The following is an 18,080-nucleotide window of genomic DNA, read 5'->3' on the forward strand; positions in this document are numbered from 1 at the left end:
GGTTGATTAATCGATAACCAGCAGGAGTGCGTGTGATGACCCCGGATGATCGCAACGGGTTGAGCCATGAGGAAGCCGCCAAGCGCCTGAAAGCGGAGGGGCCCAACCAGTTGCCCAAGCCCAATCAGCGCCACCTGCTGCGCATTCTGTTGGATGTGCTGCGCGAGCCTATGTTCTCGCTATTGATTGGCGGCGGAGTGATTTACTGGTTGCTGGGCGATACCACCGAAGCCTTGCTGTTGCTGGTTTTTGCCTCTATTTCCGTGAGCATAACCCTGATTCAGGAGTCGCGCAGCGAGCGGGTGCTGGAGAGCTTGCGCGATCTGGCCAGCCCGCGCGCGCAGGTGATACGCAGCGGTGAGCGGCTGACTATCGCCGGTACAGAAGTGGTGCGCGGCGACCTGATTGTGGTGAATGAGGGCGATCGGGTAGCGGCCGACTCTCACCTGCTCAGCGCCCATGACCTGCTGGTGGACGAGTCGCTGCTGACCGGCGAATCGGTCGCGGTAACAAAAACCGCCCCGGATGAAACGACGCACACCAAGGACAATAGCGACCAGCAGCGTATGTATGCCGGTACGCTGGTAGTGCGCGGCACGGGCATCGCCCAGGTCAGCGCCATAGGGCTGGATACCGAGATGGGGCACATCGGCCATGCGCTCAGCAGTATCGACACCGAACAGGCACACCTGCAGCAACAACTGCGCTGGCTGGTACGGGATTTTGCAATCCTCGGCGCCATAGCCGCACTGCTGGTTGTGGTGCTTTACGGCCTGCTGCGCGGCTCCTGGCTGGAAGCGATTCTGGGCGGGATCGCGATTGGTATGTCGCTGCTGCCGGAAGAATTCCCGCTGGTCATGGCGGTATTTATGGCGATGGGCGCCTGGCGTATATCCCAGGCGCGAGTGCTCACCCGCCGGGCAGCGGCGATTGAAACCCTGGGCGCGACCACCGTGCTCTGCACCGATAAAACCGGCACACTCACCCAAAACCGTATGACCCTCATGGCGCTGGTGAGCGGCAATCAACCCTGGCTTGTCAACGACCAACAGCCGCTGGGCGATGCCGACAGCCAGTTGCTTGAGGCGGCCTTGCTCGCCTGTCACGCCATGCCGAGTGACCCCATGGATCTGGCCGTGCAGCGACTAGCCCAACATCACGCCCGGCTGGATAGATTCCAACAAGCACAACGGCTGCGCGCTTACGGCCTGCGCCCCGAATTGTTTGCCACCACCAATATCCTCCACTGCAAGGGCGAACCGGAACCCCGCGCCTATACAAAAGGCGCACTTGAAGCCATCGCACAACTCTGCCACTTGCCGCCGCCACGGCTGGCTGAACTCACCACCCAGGCCAATCAACTCGCGCAGCAGGGGATGCGCGTACTGGCGGTCGCTCAGGCGCCTGTGCCCACCGGCGAGCTGCCGGAATCGCCTACCGTACTGCACTTTGACTACCTGGGCCTGCTGGCCTTTGCCGACCCCCTGCGCGACACAGTCCCCGCTGCCGTGGCCGAATGCCAATCCGCCGGTATCCGGGTGGTAATGATCACCGGCGACTATCCCACTACCGCCAGCGCCATAGCACGACAAGCAGGCCTGCCGCCGAGCGATGTGCTGGTCGGCGATGAACTGGAGCAGCTCAGCGATATCCAACTGGCCGAGCGGGTCAAAACCACCTCGATTTTTGCGCGCATCCGCCCGCAACAGAAACTGCGGCTGGTGCAGTGCCTGAAAAGCAATGGCGATATAGTTGCCATGACCGGCGATGGCGTTAACGATGCACCGGCCATCAAAGCCGCCCACATCGGCATCGCCATGGGTGGGCGCGGCACCGACGTGGCGCGCGAAGCCTCTTCCATCGTGCTGCTCGACGATGACTTCGGCTCGATTGTCAAAACCATCCGCCTCGGGCGCCGCATTTACGACAACCTGCGCAAAGCCATCGAATTTATCGTGGCAGTGCACATCCCCATTGCCGGCCTCGCCATACTGCCGCTGCTGATGGGCCTACCCCTGATCCTCACCCCGATCCACATCGCCTTCCTGGAAATGGTGATAGACCCTGCCTGCTCGGTAGTCTTTGAAGCCGAACAGGAAGAGGAGGATGTCATGACCCGCCCACCGCGCGACCCGCAAACACCACTGCTGGTGGGCGAACGCATTGGCTGGGCAGTCACACAAGGGTTGGTCGCCCTGGCCTTACTCGCCGGGCTACTCATCGGCGGCGCCTACCTGGACATGCCGGAAAACGATCTGCGCGCGCTGGTATTCGGCGCACTGGTGCTGTTCAACATGGGGCTGATCTTAATTAACCGCTCTTTCCGCGCCTCGCTCGCCAGCGCTTTTTTACGCCCCAATCGCTCGCTGTGGATTCTGCTCAGCGCGGTCAGCATTACCCTCGCCATCGCCGTCAGTTGGCCACCGGCGCAACAATTATTCAGTTTTGGCAGTTTTCATCTCAATGAGGTTATGATTTGTGCGTCACTTGCGCTAGTAAGTTTGCTATTACTGGAAGGCATAAAAGTCATGTGGTTTAAAAAAAGAAAAACGGCATAACCGCTGTTTGAAAATTTTGCCGTGTTGACTTAATTTTTATTGTGGCTATGATGGATTTTCATCGCTGATCACTTGTTAAAAAAACACCATTATGTTTTCTTTGCTGCGTTTCATTCTTAAAAGAGTTTCTCTCGCCTTTCCCCGCTAATCGAGCGATTAGCTCGCTCGCCTGTTTTTCCTATTTATATCCCAATTTTGCGCTATTCACTTAAAACACGGCGCGGTGTTTTAAGTCGCTATTTCATTGTGCTGGAGAAATACATTGTCCACTCAATACTTCAATCGTTTGAAAAAACAGCTGACCGATTGTGCACGTCAGCATTATTTGCAACTCCCCTGGAGCATGAGTCTGAACCCCATGGAGTTATCAACCTTATTTGACACCCTGGAGCAGGGCGCTGCAAACAAGGGAATCCTTCCTCGCCGTATTACTATCGGCAATAAAGTGACCTTATTTGATGCCCAGGAAAAAGAAATTATCACGCTGGTATTAACCAACCCGCGCGACAGCAACCCCGAAAATGGCTTTATTTCCTGCTTCTCACCGCTAGGGCGACAACTGATTGGCCGCATGGCCGGAGATGTAATAGACATAAAAATTTTCTGCCGGACAACGATATTCCGGATCATTCGAATTGAAGACTAATGTTCACACTGATGATCACGCAATAGAGGAGTACAGGCTTATGCATGTTAAACCTTGCCGCTCACTGTAGCTGAGGCTATAGCGAAATAAATACTCAACGCACATTCTGCAAATACACTGGCGGCACTATTAGCAGAAGTTTTGTTAATCAGGAGCACAAGTTATGTCTAAAGAAAAAGCAAAAAAAGAACCGCAAAAATCACTCAAAGATAAACGACGCGATAAAAAAGATAAGCGTGCCAGCAAATCAATACTGGGCAGCTAATCGATTCAGGGTTTTAAGTGAGTACAGCCATTTTGCGCACTCCATACCGAGTGCGCCTTTTTACCGCAAACCTTATCTCACTCCGCCACAAAGACCGGCGCAAATCCTCCTCCCTGTGTGCGAAAATTGGTAGTCTGGCCTTGATACAAACGCGCCGCTAATAATTGAATTTCGCTGTTGTATACATAAGCACGAACATCCATCTTTAGCGCAACCTCCTGCTCATCCACTAATATTCCGCGTTCGCTCGGTGGGATTTGGCGTTGGGCAACATAATCGCCTTGCAGGATTTCATCCCATACTCGTTTGGTAATTTTGTCACCGCGATAAGTGGCTTTGCTGCCATAACCAGCAGCAGGCTTAAAAAATAGCTGTTTTCGCTCTTGCCACAAGAGTTCGGCATTATCGGCACTGATTAATTGGGTGCGGGGAATACCGACAAGTAAGGTTTTTATATCCTCATTACTTACGCCCAATTCGTTAAGTTTTGTTTCATCACTGAGCAAGGCTAAATTGCGTTTGTCAGCATAGAGTGCATGATGATAAGGGTTGGGTGTCAGCACTATGAGATTATTTTCATAGGCGTAGCGCAATACGGAATTACCTGGTTGAGTAAGGGAAAAATCCGTGAGGCGGTTATAAACCAGATCAATTACTTGCTGTTGATAGCATAACTTTCCATCAACAACGTCAAGTTCTCGTGGATCGACAATCAAGGTTTTAATACCCGCCCGTTCAAACACACCCTGCGCTAATAAAAACTCCGGATAGAGAAATTGGGCGCTGGGGTTTTCATCCACCAATGCGATGCAACGCAGTATTTGATCGCCGCGTGCCAATTGCCATTCGCGTCTAAACATGGCCACAAATTCTGCTTCCACTTGCGGTTGCAGCAACTGCGGAAAATCACCCGCTGCATTGCAACAAGCGGTTTGTGCGCTGAGCAATATCGCATTTAAAAAAGCACCACCGGCATTGGTATTGATTTCGATAATATGCGGCCCGTCTTCATTCAAATGAAAATCAAACCCCATAAACACACCGGAAACGGGTGATACTGTGTGGGCGATGGCTGGCGCCCTGCTCAATACCGCCTGTTGATAAGCAGGCAAGGCCGTAACACGCATTACAGTTTGAACCAGCAACTGTAGTTGCTGCCATTGCACAGGGGATATAAATACTGCGGTATGGGAAAATAATTGCTCGAAGTGCTGTAATACTTCGACAGGCAATGACTGCGCCTGCAAACTCGCCAATAATTCCTCGCGCTTCAGGGTTTTGCAAAAACAGGTACGATTTAATAAATCGGCGGCAGAATTGCAATCGGTACTGCAGGATTTTTTATTCTTCATTTTATTTTACCGCCCTCTATTATTTTACTTTCCAATGTTTCTGCATTTCCAAATACATAAACGACGCGGTCCAGGCAATTAACAACAATCCGATAAGTGCCTCAATCCCGGCGAGAAAGCGCAGCCAGCCGGTTGGTGCCAAATCGCCAAACCCCAGCGAGGTATAGCAGGTGAGTGAAAAATAAATACAATCGATCAAGCTGGTACTGGGTGTACCAAATAGGCCGTGACCATCCAGATCGCCACCAACCAGCTGGCCGAATCCACCCACTTGCATGTAAACATAATAAGCAAGAGCGAAAATCAACACTTCCAGCAGATGCGCCAAGAAACAGGCAAAGAAGCTCAATAAAATACGAATACGTGGAGAGGCTTTGGGTTTAAATAAGGTATTGGTGAGAATGTTGATTGCTTCAAAATGAAGCAATACGCACACAGCTACTACAACAAAGTTAATGGCCAGCGAGATCAGCATAGTTAAACGCCCGTAATTTATTTAAGTGGCTGTCGATACGATTGCTTTGGGTAGAGCAGTCGAGATTACGACTACCACTAGCAGAAAAATCGCACTGCCCCACAAACACAGCGACAAGCCGCCCTGTTGATACAAGTAGCCAGATAAGATGGTACCTATCAATCGCCCCATGGCATTCGCCATATAATAAAAACCGACATCCAGCGAGACGCCATCGTCTTTGGCATAACTGACGATCAAATAGGAATGTAGCGATGAATTAATCGCAAACACAATGCCGAATAAAATCAAACCACTCATTAATACGGTTGTTGTGGGCAAGTGGCTCGATAAAGCTATTGCTAAACCCGCCGTCACTAGAGCCAATACCATCGCCCAGATTAATGCGGAACTGCCGGTAGGTGCAGCAGTGGTTTTAATGCGCAACAAAAATGGCGCTATGGATTGCACTATGCCATAGCCAATAACCCAACTGGCCAGAAATCCGCCGGTTTGCCAAAAACTCCATTGCAATTGACTGCTTAAAAACACTGGCAGGGCGACCACAAACCAAATATCGCGTGCGCCAAACAAAAATAAGCGCGCGGCAGACAAACTGTTAATCGCACGGCTTTTGGAAAAAATCTCATTAAATTTGGGTTTATTTTTAGCTTTGCCTAAATCCTGTTTGAGTAAGATCACACTGGTAATCCATACCAAGGCAAGCGCCGCTGCCATCACCAATACTGCGCCTTTAAAGCTCAATAGCGCAAGCAGTATGCCGCCGAGAAAAAAACCTACACCTTTAAGTGCATTTTTAGATCCGGTGAGTAGCGCAATCCATTTAAATAACCGTCCCTGTTGATCACCCGGTACCAATAATTTAATCGCACTTTTGGCGCTCATTTTATTTAGATCTTTGGCGATACCAGATAACGCTTGCGCGCCCATCACCAGCGGTACACTGAGCCAGTGAGTGGGTACGGCGAGCAGTGCAAGCGCAATGACTTGCAACGCCAATCCGATATTCATTGTGCGATTCAAACCAACCCGCGCGCCCAGATAACCACCGAATAAATTAGTGACTATCCCGAAAATCTCATAGAACAAAAACAGTGCCGCAATTTGCAACGGGCTGTAACCGAGTTGATGAAAGTGCAGTACCACCAACATACGCAACGCGCCGTCGGTGAGCGTAAATGCCCAATAATTGCCGGTGACGATGGCGTATTGTTTTATTGCCGATGATTGATTCATGCTAACTCACAATGTGCTCCGTAGGTTGGTGCTGAGCGCAGCGATGCCCAACACGCGACCTCATCGCAAACAATAAATTTATTTATCCAGACTAACCAATTTTGCCAACTCTACCGTGCGATTTGCATAGCCCCACTCGTTGTCATACCAAGCGTAAATTTTTACCAGAGTGCCGTTGACCACCATAGTGGAAAGTGCATCGACAATCGATGACAGCGGATTGCCACAAAAATCGCTGGAAACTAAAGGGCGAGTTTCGTAGCCCAGAATATCTTTCAGATAAGTTTCACTCGCGGTTTGTAGCAGTGCATTCACTTCATCAACTGTGGTGGTACGCTCAACTTCAAATACACAATCGGTTAGCGAACCTGTCGCCAGCGGAACGCGTACCGCATGGCCATTGAGTTTGCCCCGCAATTCGGGAAAAATTTCCGCAATCGCAGTCGCCGAACCAGTGCTGGTGGGAATTAAATTGGAATGGGAGGCGCGCGCGCGACGCAAATCTTTGTGCGGCTGATCGAGTATGGATTGGGTATTGGTTAAATCGTGAATGGTGGTAATAGCACCGTGCTTGATCCCCAACTTTTCATGGATCACTTTCACCACCGGTGCCAAACAGTTAGTCGTGCAAGAGGCCGCCGTGACTATGCGATGTATTGCTGGATCAAATAAATGCTGATTAACACCCATCACCACATTTAGTACGCCCGCTTCTTTTACCGGCGCGCTCACCACGACACGTTTTACCCCCTGATCCAAATAGGCCTGCAACAATCTTGTCTCGCGCATTTTTCCGCTGGCTTCAATCACCAGATCGCAACCGCTCCAATCGGTTTCCGCAATTGTTTTGTTGCGACTGAATGCAATGCGTTTGCCGTCGATATAAATGGCATTGTCATCCGCACTGGTATCTGGCGACCATGGGCCCTGTACTGAATCGAATTTCAGTAAGTGCGCAAAGGTGGCGGCATCTCCGGCTGGATCATTAATCTGCACAAATTCAAATTCCGGCCACTGCCAGCTCGCGCGCAATGCCAGGCGACCGATGCGGCCAAAACCATTGATACCAACTTTGATTTTTTTCACTGTCTTTCTCACAAAAATAAATAGTTAACAACAAGGATTCGGCCGGTCTTCCATTGCACACAAGCGCTGGTGATTTTCGTGCAACCACTCCTGGTTGGCATCGAGCATGGCCTTCAAGATTTTGGTAACCCATGTGGGTAATTCGGGATGCAAGCGGTAATACACCCATTGCCCCTGGCGGCGATCTGCGAGCAAGCCGGATTCGCGCAGCAGTGCCAAGTGGCGGGAAATTTTGGGTTGGATTTCATCGAGCGCGCAGGTGAGTTCGCACACGCATAACTCTTTCTCGCGTGTGACTAGCAGTGCAATGCGCGCGCGCGTAGGGTCGGCGAGGGTTTTACAGAATGAATCGGGAGTAAAATTGGCCATGGGTGATGTTTTTAACTGATCGGGATATATATGAAAAATCAAATATATGAAAATCCGTATATTTATACAAGTAGCAGTGCAATCCAACCTATAATGGCGTGCGATAAAATGGCATTGGAAATTACCTGAGGAGTGTTCGGCTGCTCACCGCAGGATGATGCGAGATGTTTATGCAACCCCACCACTACACGAATGCTATAGGGCACTTATGGTCAAAACGTCACTATTGTTTATTGCCACTGCACTGGCCGAAATTATCGGTTGTTTTTTACCTTACCTGTGGCTGCGCAAAGGCGGGTCAATTTTATTGTTAATTCCCGCCGCGGCGAGCCTCGCGCTGTTTGTGTGGCTACTCACCTTGCACCCGGCCGCCAGCGGCCGCGTATATGCAGCTTATGGTGGCGTTTATGTGGCAACTGCGTTGGTATGGTTGCGCTATGTGGATGGAATAAAACTCTCGGTTTACGATTGGGCAGGCGCCAGTGTGGCACTGCTGGGTATGGCGATTATTGTGATGGGCTGGCGCGGTGAATAGCGGAAAAGTCGCGCGGCGATACAGGATGATGTTGATGCTCTGCTAAAATCTCTCCTATCTCTCTAAAAAGATGCTTATTACTTGATGAAAACCCCCATTTTTAATATTCACGATTTAATCCTGGTGCTCACCCTTGCCGTCTGCGCTTTGTTGGGTATTTTCCAGTGGCTACTATCCAAACAAAGGGCATTGGCATCACCCTTATTAACAGGATTCTTTGTGTGCGTGGGTGCCAGTGCGCTGTGCAATTTGTTGCTGTGGAATGATTACATCAACTCGCATAATGAAATGGCCAAAATGGCACTGTCGCTGGGGTTGGCCTTATCAGTGGTAGGGAAAAGTATTTTTTTGTATTTGTATGTGGTGGCGATTACACGGGAAAACTTTAGCCTGCGCCCGAAACATAGCTGGCATTTTTTACATTTTGCGCTGGTCGCACTCTGGGTAATGCTGGGAGGCCTGGATAGTGATCGCTTGCGGTTTTTACCCAATAGCCATACAGAATATTCCTGGCTGATCACCAATTATTTGTGGCACTACCTGAAATATTTGCCGGTGATTTATAGCGCAGCGGCAGTGGTACAAATTTATCGCTACAAGCAACAACTCAAACAATTTTATTCCAGTCTGAGCTTGCAGGGCCCTTACTGGCTGCTGCTGTTAACCCTGGGTTTTGCGCTTAACTGGTTTTGGTCGCTGGTGGTGCATCTACTCGGACAGAGTGTGAGCTGGGTGGTGGCTGACGGCTTTGGCATTTTGGATAACTACATCACTTTCTTGCTGGTAAATGCACTGTTTGTGTACAACCTGCGTTATGCCCATGAGTTGTTGCTCACGCGCGACACCCCCATCGCTAAAGAACCGGAAATTGCCAGCGCGCCTTCGCCAGAAGCGATTGCGCGCATTCGCAACACCATGGAAACCCAGCAATTGTATTTAACGCAGAATTTAACCATTGAAGATTTTGCGCGGCACGTCGGCATTCATTACCGCGAGGTGTCGAGTATTATCAACAGCGAGTTCAATACTAATTTCTTTGAATTTGTGAATGAGTATCGGGTGAATCGCGCCAAACAATTACTGCTCGACCCGGCGTTTGCACGCATGACTATTCTGGATATTTTGCTGGAGTCCGGTTTTAACAGTAAGTCATCCTTCCATCGCTTTTTTAAGCGCTACACCGGTATGTCGGCAGCCGAGTTTCGCAAACAGGGCGCGCTGCCAGATAGCCCGCCACCTGCAGGGGACGCAGGGGGCTGAGGTTGTTATAATCGGCCCCCGCGCCAAACTGTAAAAGCGCGCCAGACTGCAAAAGAGAGCCCCCTTGGATAAATCAAAGTTACCGCAATTTCACCGCCGCTTTTTACTGCCCCGCTTCTGGCCAACCTGGCTGGCATTGGGCTTTTTTTGGCTGATCGCCCAGTTACCCGTGCGCGCCAACCAAGCCGTCGGTGGGGTCTTGGGGCGCTTGTTATTAGTGCTGGCACCTGCGCGTAAACGCTATGCGGAGATCAATATCACCCGCTGTTTTCCCGAGTTGGATGCTGAGGCACAGGCAAAAATGGTGCGCGGTGCGGTTATCTCCTGCGGGTTGAGTATTAGCGAAACGGCGATGGCACTGTGGGGCAGTGAAAATAAGATGCGCAACCGCTACAGCATTAGCGGCCTGGAGCATATCCAACAGGCGCAGGCAGAAGGCAAGGGCATTCTGCTGTGCGGCAGTCACCTGACCACCATTGATATCAGCGGTTTGATGATGTCCTATCACATTGTCGCCGACGTGCTGTACCGCGCAGATCCCAACCCCCTGATGGCCTATGCTATAGCCAGCGCACGAGCGCGTGTGAACGACAATGCAATTCATCGCAACGATACCCGCCAATTGATTAAGAACCTGCGCCAGGGCCATATTGTGTGGTACGCACCGGATCAGGATTACGGCCGCGACCACAGTATTTTTGCGCCCTTTTTTGGCGTTCAGGCGGCGACCGTGGTGGCGACGGCGCGTATTGCCCGCATGTCGCACTGTGCGGTGATTCCGTTCTTTTGCTTCCGCGAACCCAAAGGCCGCTACCGTTTGGAGATTCAGCCGGCACTGGAGAATTTCCCCAGTGGTGATGATTTGGCGGATGCCACACGGATTAACAAGATCATTGAAGAGGCGATTCGCCAGGCACCGGATCAGTACCTGTGGGTGCATCGCCGCTTCAAAACCCGCCCCGAGGGCGAAGCCAGTTTTTATCCACCCAAGAAAAAGAGCAGGGCCCGCCCCCAACTATAAAGGCGGCAGGCACAGCAACCGTCTTACCAATAACTTCAGGGAGTTAGATATGCAATTACACGATGCAGTAGTACTCATCACTGGCGCCAATCGCGGGATTGGCCTGGAATTCGCCCGCGCCGCTCTGGCGCGCGGTGCCCGCAAGGTCTACGCCACGGCGCGGGACCCGGAATCAATCCCCCTTGAGGGCGTCATCAAACTCAAACTGGATGTGACCTGCGCCGAGGATGTAGCCCGCATCGCGCAGCAATGCGCCGATGTCACGCTCCTGATCAACAATGCCGGTGTGGCGCGCTTTGGTAGTTTCCTCGCCAATAACAGCGAGGCGAGTTGCATCGAACACTTCGAAACCAACTTCTACGGCCCGCTGCGCCTGTGCAAAGCCTTCGCACCGATACTGGCCGGGCATGGCGGCGGGGCGATTATCAATGTGTTGTCGCTGGTGAGCTGGTATGCGCCGGTTGAGTTCTCGCCTTATTCGGCCAGTAAGTCCGCTGCTTGGGCACTGACCAACAGCCTGCGCCTGGAGTTGCGCCGTCAGAATACCCAGGTGGTGGCGCTGCACATGGGTTATGTGGATACCGATATGACCGCCAAAATCGATGCGCCAAAAACCCCCGCCAGCCTCATAGTGGTCCGCACGATGGATGCACTGGAAGCTGGCGAGGAAGAAGTGTTGGCCGATGAAATGACCTTGACCTTAAAGCGTAATATGAATGCGCCGCGCCCGGTTTATCTGGATTAATGCCGCACCGGCAAGCAGTACCAACCATAAACCCGACATAGCACCCCCACCGCCAGAACCACCCGAACTGCCGCCCGCGGCTGTAGAGCTGGCAAGGGCGGAGGCGGTGCTGGACGCAGCGATGGAGGATACTGCCACTGAGCTGGCGGCCTCGCTGCTTTGCACCGAGCTACTGGTCATTGCACTACTGACTGGGGCGCTACTTACTGATGTACTGCTCTCGGATGAGCTGGCGACCAATGAACTGCTACTGGCCGAGCTGGCACTGCTGCCAGAATCGGCAGGCGGTGTACCACTGAAGCCGGTTGCGCTGGAAGTGGTCATGGCCAACACCAGAATGCCGTCTTTTACCACCACGTTTTCCGGGACAAAATCCACGCGATTGGTATCAAATGACCAGTTCGCTTTGCCCCAGCGGCTGGTATCAAACTGATCAAAGTCATCGCGCCAACCGCCTTCAAAGGCTTTGGTCACAGGGTTGTAAGCCTTGTAGTCGATGTAATTAATAAACTGGTAAACCGGCAAAATGCTGTCGTCCCAGGCGCCTACCCACTCAACCGAGTCGGATGCCCAGAGGTTAAAACGCAGGCTTTGCGCATTGGTCAAGCTGGTCACTGTGCTGGTGCCAATGATGCGACGCACTTCTACGCCGTCCAAAAACCAGGCGACATAATCCGGTGTCCATTCCACCACATAGGTGTGGTAATCATCGGCCAATGACACACCGGCCGCATGGGTTTGTTCGGTTTGAATCGTGGGGCGTGAACTGCCCAGAATGATATTGCTTTGCCACTCAGTGGCATTATTTTTCCCGAAGACCTCAATATCGATCTCTTCCCAAAAGGTATTTCCGACCTCAGAGCCATTTTTGTAGGTAAAAAATGTAGAGAGCACGGCACTGCCTTTGGCGGCTTTCATACGGATTTCATAACGGCCATACAAGTAAGACGCATTTGAATAGATTTCGGCACCTTTGTAGGCTTTGGCACTGGCAAGGTTTGCCACCATCACTGTCGTCGTGGCGAGCAGCAGATACAAAAAACGACGCATACATAATCCTCAGCGAGACAAAAAAGGGGGTTGGCAACCAGCAGCGCGCCAACCCCGAGGGGAGAAAACCTAGATCTTGGTAAGCCTGAGCCAATCGATATTGAAACCGCCGCTGTTGGCGTAAATCGCCAAACTTTGGTTGCCGGCATTCAGGTAAATATTGTGTGAAATTGTTTGGTAGTTGCCCCAGCCGCCGGTGTTAGGCACGCTGATGGTGCCCAAGCCAACACCGTTGCGGTCCAGGGTGAATTGCGCAGTGGTCAGCGCCGAGGCAACACGATATTCCACCTTGTAGGTACCCGTTTGCGGGATATTCACATTGTTGTATTTGAACCATTCACCCGCGTCGATATAACCCACAACGCCGTTTTCCACGGTCACATTACCGCCCACTTCGTTAAAGGTTTCAGCTTGGATCGTAATGGAGGCGGCAGGCGCTGTACTTGACGATGAACCTGAACCAGTGCCTGAACCCGAGTCCACCGGCGGTGTACCGTTATAGCCGGTTTGGCCTTCGCGAGTCAGTGCCAACACCAGGGTGCCGTTTTTGACCACTACGTTATTTGGCTCAAAATCCGCGCGGTTTTCACCGAAAGTCCAATTCGCCTTGCCCCAGCGGTTGCTGTCAAAGCTGTTAAAGTCATCGCGCCATCCCCCCGAACCGAAACTGTTGGTTGAAGCATTCCAGGGTTTGTAGTCGATGTAATTGACGAATTGATACACCGGCAAAATGCTGTCATTCCAGGCGCCAACCCACTCGGGGATATTGGCCGCCCACAGGTTAAAGCGCAGGTCTTGTGGGCTGGTCAGGCCGGTGACGAACTGGCCGCCATTGATGCGACGCACCTGGGTGCCATCCACAAACCAGGCGATATAACTCGGCGTCCATTCCAATACGTAGGTGTGATAACCATCGCCCAATGAATAGGGCATGGTGTGTACACCTTCGGTTTTGGTGGTCGGGCGATTGGTGCCGATAATCACATTGCTCTGCCACTGGGTGGCGTTGTTCTTGCCGAAGATTTCTATATCAATCTCCTCCCAAAAAACGCCCGGTTGCTCAGAGCCATTTTTATAGGTGAAGAAAGTGGAGAGTACGCCGCTGCCTTTGGCAACCTGCATACGCATTTCATAGCGGCCGTATTTGTAGGTTTGTTTTGAGTAGATTTCAGCGGCTTTGTAAGGCTTGGCACTGGCAAGATTGACGCCGCCCAGCAAGCCGACAACCACTAAGAGTGCACTGATGACACCACGGGATTTATACATAGCGAATACCTTTATCGTTAGTTATTAGAAACGCCGATGGTGAAGATACGCCATATCACCACACTCCCATCATCGATAAAAAAAGTCATCCACGCGCGCCAGTTTGCGCACTAAACGCAAACTGACGTCTGGGAATCGCGCTTTATCGCATCACAGGGTGCTTGTGCTCGGCCTGGAATCGGCCCAAAATACTGTATATCCATACAGAAAATAAGGTGCATCTATGTCTGCCGAGGATCTACCCGACGAACCCTGGATCGCCAAACCGTTACAGGCCATCAAAGGGCGAGGGGCGGTGAGTAACCTGCCAGGGCGTTTTGAAACACAGCGGATTGACGCGGTGGATGACGGCTGGACACCATTTGAAGACGACACCCACATCACGCCCCGTCTCACAACCAGCGTCACACCAGAGCTGGCCAAAACTATTCTCAGCCGCAACCAGTCACCGGATTTGCCGTTTAGTGTCTCGCTCAACCCCTATCGCGGCTGTGAGCACGGCTGTGTTTACTGCTTTGCACGTCCGACTCACGCCTATTTGGGCTTGTCGCCGGGGCTGGATTTTGAAACCCGGCTCTACGCCAAAACCAATGCGCCGGAATTGCTGCGCCGCGAGCTGGCTCACCCCCATTACCAACCCAGCCCCATCGCCCTGGGCATCAATACCGATGCCTATCAACCGGTAGAGCGAGGGCTGCGCATCACTCGCCAGTGTTTGGAAGTCCTGCATGAATGTCGCCATCCGGTAGGGATAATCACCAAATCAGCATTGATTGAACGGGATCTTGACCTACTAAAACCCATGGCCGACGCCAATTTAGTCGCCGCCGCCGTGACCATTACTACCCTTGACCATAGTATCTCCCGCACCCTTGAACCCCGCGCTGCCTCGCCCACGCGGCGATTACAGCTAGTTGAAACCCTGGCCAAAGCGGGCATTCCGGTATTGGTAAGTGTAGCGCCGGTGATTCCGTTTATTACTGAACAGGAATTGGAAAACCTGATGCGAGCCGCCGCCAACGCCGGTGCCAGCGCCGCCGGTTACACCGTGTTGCGCCTGCCCTGGGAGGTAAACCCGCTGTTTCAGGAATGGCTGCAAACCCACTTTCCCGAACGGGCACAACGGGTGATGAACCGCATTCGCGATATGCGTGGCGGCAAGGATTACGATGCAAATTTTGCGACGCGGATGCGCGGCGAAGGGCTCTGGGCGGACATGATTCGCCAGCGTTTTGCCAAAGCGCTTAAACGCTACGGCCTGAACAAGAGCGGCAGCTTTTTACACATGGATTGCAGCCAATTTCGCCGCCCGCTGAGTATTCCCGCCAAAACCAATCACCATGGCACCGGTCAACTGGATATTTTTGGCTAGGGGAAATCAAGTGTTGTGGATGAGGTTCTTACGCAACTGCTGTAACTGCTCGCGCAGGGCATGGATCTCCGCCTCAGGGGTCGCGCAAGCCACACCCACCGCCAAGGGAACTGCCTGCGCCTGTTCACGCAAGGCGCGGCCAGCAGGCGTCAGCCCGATTTCCAGGGTTCGCTCGTTATCGGCCTGACGCTGACGTTGCAACAAGCCCTGAGTCTCCAGGCGTTTGATGACCGGGGTAAGCGCACCGGAATCGATGTGCAACTGCTCGGCGATATCTTTCAATGCCAAGCCATCGCCTTCCCACAATATAAGCATCACTAGGTATTGCGGGTAAGTAAGCCCCAACTTCTCAAGCAGGGGCTTATAGAGTTTAGTCATGGCCAGCGAGGTGGAATACAGCGCAAAGCAAAGCTGCTTATCCAACTGCAAGTAATTGATTGGGGAATGTTCAGTGGCCATGGCAGTGACTCGCAGAGGAAAGGATTAAGGCGACAATATGACTTGTACGCTCAATATTATCGCGATAATTCTCAGCCAAAATTACACCAGTTGCAAACTCACCTGAATATTGCCGCGGGTAGCATTGGAGTAAGGGCACACAATGTGCGCTTTATCTACCAGCGCTTGCGCTTTTACCGGATCAACACCGGGCAGGCTGATATTGAGCGCCACTTCCAAACCAAATCCGGAAGGAATCTGACCGATACCCACTTCGGCAGTAACGGTAGCTTCGCTGCCAATGGCGAGTTTCTCTTGCCCTGCAACATACTTCAGCGCACTCAGGAAACACGCGGAATAACCTGCGGCAAACAGTTGCTCCGGGTTGGTCGCCGCACGGCCATCGCCACCCAGTTCTTTCGGTACGCCCAGTTTCACATCCAGAATACCGTCGGCGGATACCGCGCGGCCATCGCGACCAGAATGGGCTGTTGCTGCCGTTTTGTATAAAACGTTCATGGTGTAGCTCCTATTTAATCGTGAGAAAATTTGTGTTTGCGATAATTATTATCGCAATAACAATATAAATAAAACTAAATCAATTAACACTATCGTTTGTCCGCAGCCGTTTTATAAGCCGCACTGTGGAACTGAATAAAGATTATCGCGATAACTATTATTGCGCAATTAATAATCACAAAAACTTTATACCTTTTTGTTCTTGAGAGCGGTGGTTTTTATGCAGCCACCGCTGCTGGCAGACCAAAAATCGCGTCAAACACCCAACTAAACGCAAAGGTGTAGATCAGGAAAAAGGCCAGTAATCCCAAGTCCATCGCCAAGGCCTCCATGAAACTGACATCCAGCCACAGGGCGATAATGGGAACCAAAAAAACCACCAAACCCCCTTCAAAACCCAGGGCATGGAGAAGTCGCACGCCAATGCTGCGCCCCTTGTGTTGATTGCGCTGCTCCCACCACTCAAACCCGTAGTTAAACAGCAAATTCCACACAATGGCGACGGCCGACGCCGCGATAGCAATACCAATCGAATGGGCGGCGCCAGCGCTGGTCATCCACTCCAGCAAGATGGCCGACAGGATAATCGCCACCAGTTCATACAAACCCACATAGACAACACGACGTTTGATGCCTTGCATAGCTACCTCTTCGCTCATGACTCATACAATGCAGCCAGTTTCTATGCTTTGTGATGACAGAAAAAGTTAGCTACTATCAGATTAATTGACAGATAGAGAGGTAATAGGATGACAGGCGCATTCAATTCCGAGACCGTCAGCGTGTTTCTGGCGGTACTGGACAGTGGCTCCTTTTCTGCCGCCGCACGCCAGTTGGGTCGAGTGCCCTCGGCGGTCAGCATGGCAATTGCCAACTTGGAGGCAGAATTGGCCTTGGAACTGTTCGATCGCAGCGGACGTGAACCCAAACCCACAGCACAGGCACGCGCATTGGAACCGCAAGCGCGGCTGCTGCTAAGCCAGTTGCAACAGCTCAATACCCAGGCGCTGGAACTGAGCCAGGGCCTGGAGTCCCGGTTGACCCTGGTGATTGCACCGGAATTGCAGGCCACTCCCTGGGTAGAACCGCTGCGCATACTGGCGCAGGAGTATCCCTTATTAGAGATCCAGATCATCACCGCACCGCAAACCGATGCCTTGCAATTGCTGCACGACGGCAGTGCCCAGCTCGCGCTGGTGTTTGAACGCCCGGCAGCCGATGGGCGCGAAAGCTTTCAGGAAGTGGGGGAGGAAACCCTGGTCGCCGTGATCGCCCGCACTCATCCGCTGCTGCGCGAACTCCCGGCAGAAGGCAGCATCAACGACAGCCAATTGCGCCCGATACGCCAAGTGATGGTGGGCAGCCGCAGCCAGAGCGATGCACGCTCCGCGACCGATAAATTTTGTATCGCCTCCGAACACTACTGGCGAGTAGATCATCCCGAAGCCGCACTCCAACTGGTACTGGCAGAATTAGGTTGGGCCTGGCTGCCGCGCGCCTGCGTACAACCCTATATCAACGGACGGATGTTGGTAGAGCTGCCGATTGAAAATTTCACCAACGGCGAAGCACTGTGGATAGACCTGGTCTGGTCGCGGGAACGACCCTTGGGCTTGGGCGCCCAACGAATCGTAGCCTTGATGAGCGAGCAATACCGTCAAGGCCAGCGCAGCAATAGTTGACGCGCTAAAAACTGAGTAATTCTTTCAGCTCGGTGGCGTTGCGACGGGAGATTTCGATTTGCTTGCCATCGTCCATGGTAGTTTTTCAATGAAGGAGGGTATTTTCGCTATCGCTATGTTGCCAGAGCACAAAAGGCGCCGAATGGGGTTGGGTGAAGCGCCGCTATTTCTCTAATGGCAAATATTTCATTAGAGAAATTAAATT

General features: G+C 52.2%; 18 protein-coding genes. 8 read left to right on the top strand and 10 right to left on the bottom strand.

Annotation, left to right across the window (positions count from 1 at the left end):
• The first annotated feature begins 35 nt into the window (after positions 1–35).
• On the top strand, positions 36–2,558 hold the full coding sequence (locus B0D95_RS14250; protein ID WP_078044521.1) for a cation-translocating P-type ATPase: 2,523 nt from the start codon (positions 36–38) through the stop codon (positions 2,556–2,558).
• A 262-nt stretch (positions 2,559–2,820) separates the two neighbouring features.
• Positions 2,821–3,204, top strand: a complete 384-nt coding sequence (locus B0D95_RS14255; protein WP_078044522.1) for a GreA/GreB family elongation factor — start codon at positions 2,821–2,823, stop codon at positions 3,202–3,204.
• Positions 3,205–3,546: 342 nt separating this feature from the next.
• On the opposite strand, the gene B0D95_RS14260 is transcribed toward B0D95_RS14255, so the two are convergent.
• From B0D95_RS14260 to B0D95_RS14280, 5 genes are all read right to left on the bottom strand, one after another.
• Positions 3,547–4,821: a hypothetical protein gene (locus B0D95_RS14260; protein ID WP_078044523.1), complete on the bottom strand. Its 1,275-nt coding sequence runs from the start codon at positions 4,819–4,821 to the stop codon at positions 3,547–3,549.
• Between the two features lie 19 nt (positions 4,822–4,840).
• Complete coding sequence (locus B0D95_RS14265) at positions 4,841–5,296, bottom strand: potassium channel family protein (RefSeq protein ID WP_078044524.1); 456 nt, start codon at positions 5,294–5,296, stop codon at positions 4,841–4,843.
• Positions 5,297–5,317: 21 nt separating this feature from the next.
• The gene (gene arsJ, locus B0D95_RS14270) at positions 5,318–6,532 is read right to left on the bottom strand and encodes an organoarsenical effux MFS transporter ArsJ (protein WP_078044525.1); all 1,215 of its coding nucleotides are present in this window, start codon (positions 6,530–6,532) and stop codon (positions 5,318–5,320) included.
• A 78-nt stretch (positions 6,533–6,610) separates the two neighbouring features.
• Positions 6,611–7,618, bottom strand: coding sequence for an ArsJ-associated glyceraldehyde-3-phosphate dehydrogenase (locus tag B0D95_RS14275; protein ID WP_078044526.1), 1,008 nt, complete (start codon positions 7,616–7,618; stop codon positions 6,611–6,613).
• A 24-nt stretch (positions 7,619–7,642) separates the two neighbouring features.
• Positions 7,643–7,987 carry a metalloregulator ArsR/SmtB family transcription factor gene (locus B0D95_RS14280; protein WP_078045770.1) on the bottom strand — a complete coding sequence of 115 codons (345 nt, stop codon included), beginning with the start codon at positions 7,985–7,987 and terminating at the stop codon, positions 7,643–7,645.
• Positions 7,988–8,195: 208 nt separating this feature from the next.
• Here B0D95_RS14280 and B0D95_RS14285 point away from each other — a divergent pair, with 208 nt between their 5' ends.
• The 4 genes from B0D95_RS14285 to B0D95_RS14300 all read left to right on the top strand — a co-directional run bounded on the left by B0D95_RS14285 (position 8,196) and on the right by B0D95_RS14300 (position 11,548).
• Positions 8,196–8,522, top strand: a complete 327-nt coding sequence (locus B0D95_RS14285; RefSeq protein ID WP_078044527.1) for a YnfA family protein — start codon at positions 8,196–8,198, stop codon at positions 8,520–8,522.
• An 84-nt stretch (positions 8,523–8,606) separates the two neighbouring features.
• The gene (locus B0D95_RS14290; RefSeq protein WP_078044528.1) at positions 8,607–9,782 is read left to right on the top strand and encodes an AraC family transcriptional regulator; all 1,176 of its coding nucleotides are present in this window, start codon (positions 8,607–8,609) and stop codon (positions 9,780–9,782) included.
• Positions 9,783–9,846: 64 nt separating this feature from the next.
• Positions 9,847–10,803, top strand: a complete 957-nt coding sequence (gene lpxL, locus B0D95_RS14295) for an LpxL/LpxP family Kdo(2)-lipid IV(A) lauroyl/palmitoleoyl acyltransferase (RefSeq protein WP_078044529.1) — start codon at positions 9,847–9,849, stop codon at positions 10,801–10,803.
• A gap of 49 nt (positions 10,804–10,852) precedes the next feature.
• On the top strand, positions 10,853–11,548 hold the full coding sequence (locus B0D95_RS14300; RefSeq protein WP_078044530.1) for an SDR family oxidoreductase: 696 nt from the start codon (positions 10,853–10,855) through the stop codon (positions 11,546–11,548).
• On the opposite strand, the gene B0D95_RS14305 is transcribed toward B0D95_RS14300, so the two are convergent.
• Positions 11,504–12,598, bottom strand: a complete 1,095-nt coding sequence (locus B0D95_RS14305) for a family 16 glycosylhydrolase (RefSeq protein ID WP_078044531.1) — start codon at positions 12,596–12,598, stop codon at positions 11,504–11,506. The genes B0D95_RS14300 and B0D95_RS14305 overlap by 45 nt on opposite strands.
• A 69-nt stretch (positions 12,599–12,667) precedes the next feature.
• Positions 12,668–13,864: a family 16 glycosylhydrolase gene (locus B0D95_RS14310; protein WP_078044532.1), complete on the bottom strand. Its 1,197-nt coding sequence runs from the start codon at positions 13,862–13,864 to the stop codon at positions 12,668–12,670.
• A gap of 223 nt (positions 13,865–14,087) precedes the next feature.
• Between B0D95_RS14310 and B0D95_RS14315 the strand changes: the two genes are divergently transcribed.
• Positions 14,088–15,236 carry a PA0069 family radical SAM protein gene (locus B0D95_RS14315; RefSeq protein ID WP_078044533.1) on the top strand — a complete coding sequence of 383 codons (1,149 nt, stop codon included), beginning with the start codon at positions 14,088–14,090 and terminating at the stop codon, positions 15,234–15,236.
• Between the two features lie 6 nt (positions 15,237–15,242).
• On the opposite strand, the gene B0D95_RS14320 is transcribed toward B0D95_RS14315, so the two are convergent.
• From B0D95_RS14320 to B0D95_RS14330, 3 genes are all read right to left on the bottom strand, one after another.
• On the bottom strand, positions 15,243–15,695 hold the full coding sequence (locus B0D95_RS14320) for a MarR family winged helix-turn-helix transcriptional regulator (protein ID WP_078044534.1): 453 nt from the start codon (positions 15,693–15,695) through the stop codon (positions 15,243–15,245).
• A gap of 81 nt (positions 15,696–15,776) precedes the next feature.
• Positions 15,777–16,193, bottom strand: a complete 417-nt coding sequence (locus tag B0D95_RS14325) for an organic hydroperoxide resistance protein (protein ID WP_078044535.1) — start codon at positions 16,191–16,193, stop codon at positions 15,777–15,779.
• A gap of 218 nt (positions 16,194–16,411) precedes the next feature.
• The gene (locus B0D95_RS14330; RefSeq protein ID WP_078044536.1) at positions 16,412–16,834 is read right to left on the bottom strand and encodes a PACE efflux transporter; all 423 of its coding nucleotides are present in this window, start codon (positions 16,832–16,834) and stop codon (positions 16,412–16,414) included.
• A 108-nt stretch (positions 16,835–16,942) separates the two neighbouring features.
• Here B0D95_RS14330 and B0D95_RS14335 point away from each other — a divergent pair, with 108 nt between their 5' ends.
• Positions 16,943–17,875: a LysR family transcriptional regulator gene (locus tag B0D95_RS14335; RefSeq protein WP_078044537.1), complete on the top strand. Its 933-nt coding sequence runs from the start codon at positions 16,943–16,945 to the stop codon at positions 17,873–17,875.
• Positions 17,876–18,080 lie beyond the last annotated feature (205 nt).

This window comes from Cellvibrio sp. PSBB023, from assembly GCF_002007605.1.
GTDB lineage: Bacteria > Pseudomonadota > Gammaproteobacteria > Pseudomonadales > Cellvibrionaceae > Cellvibrio.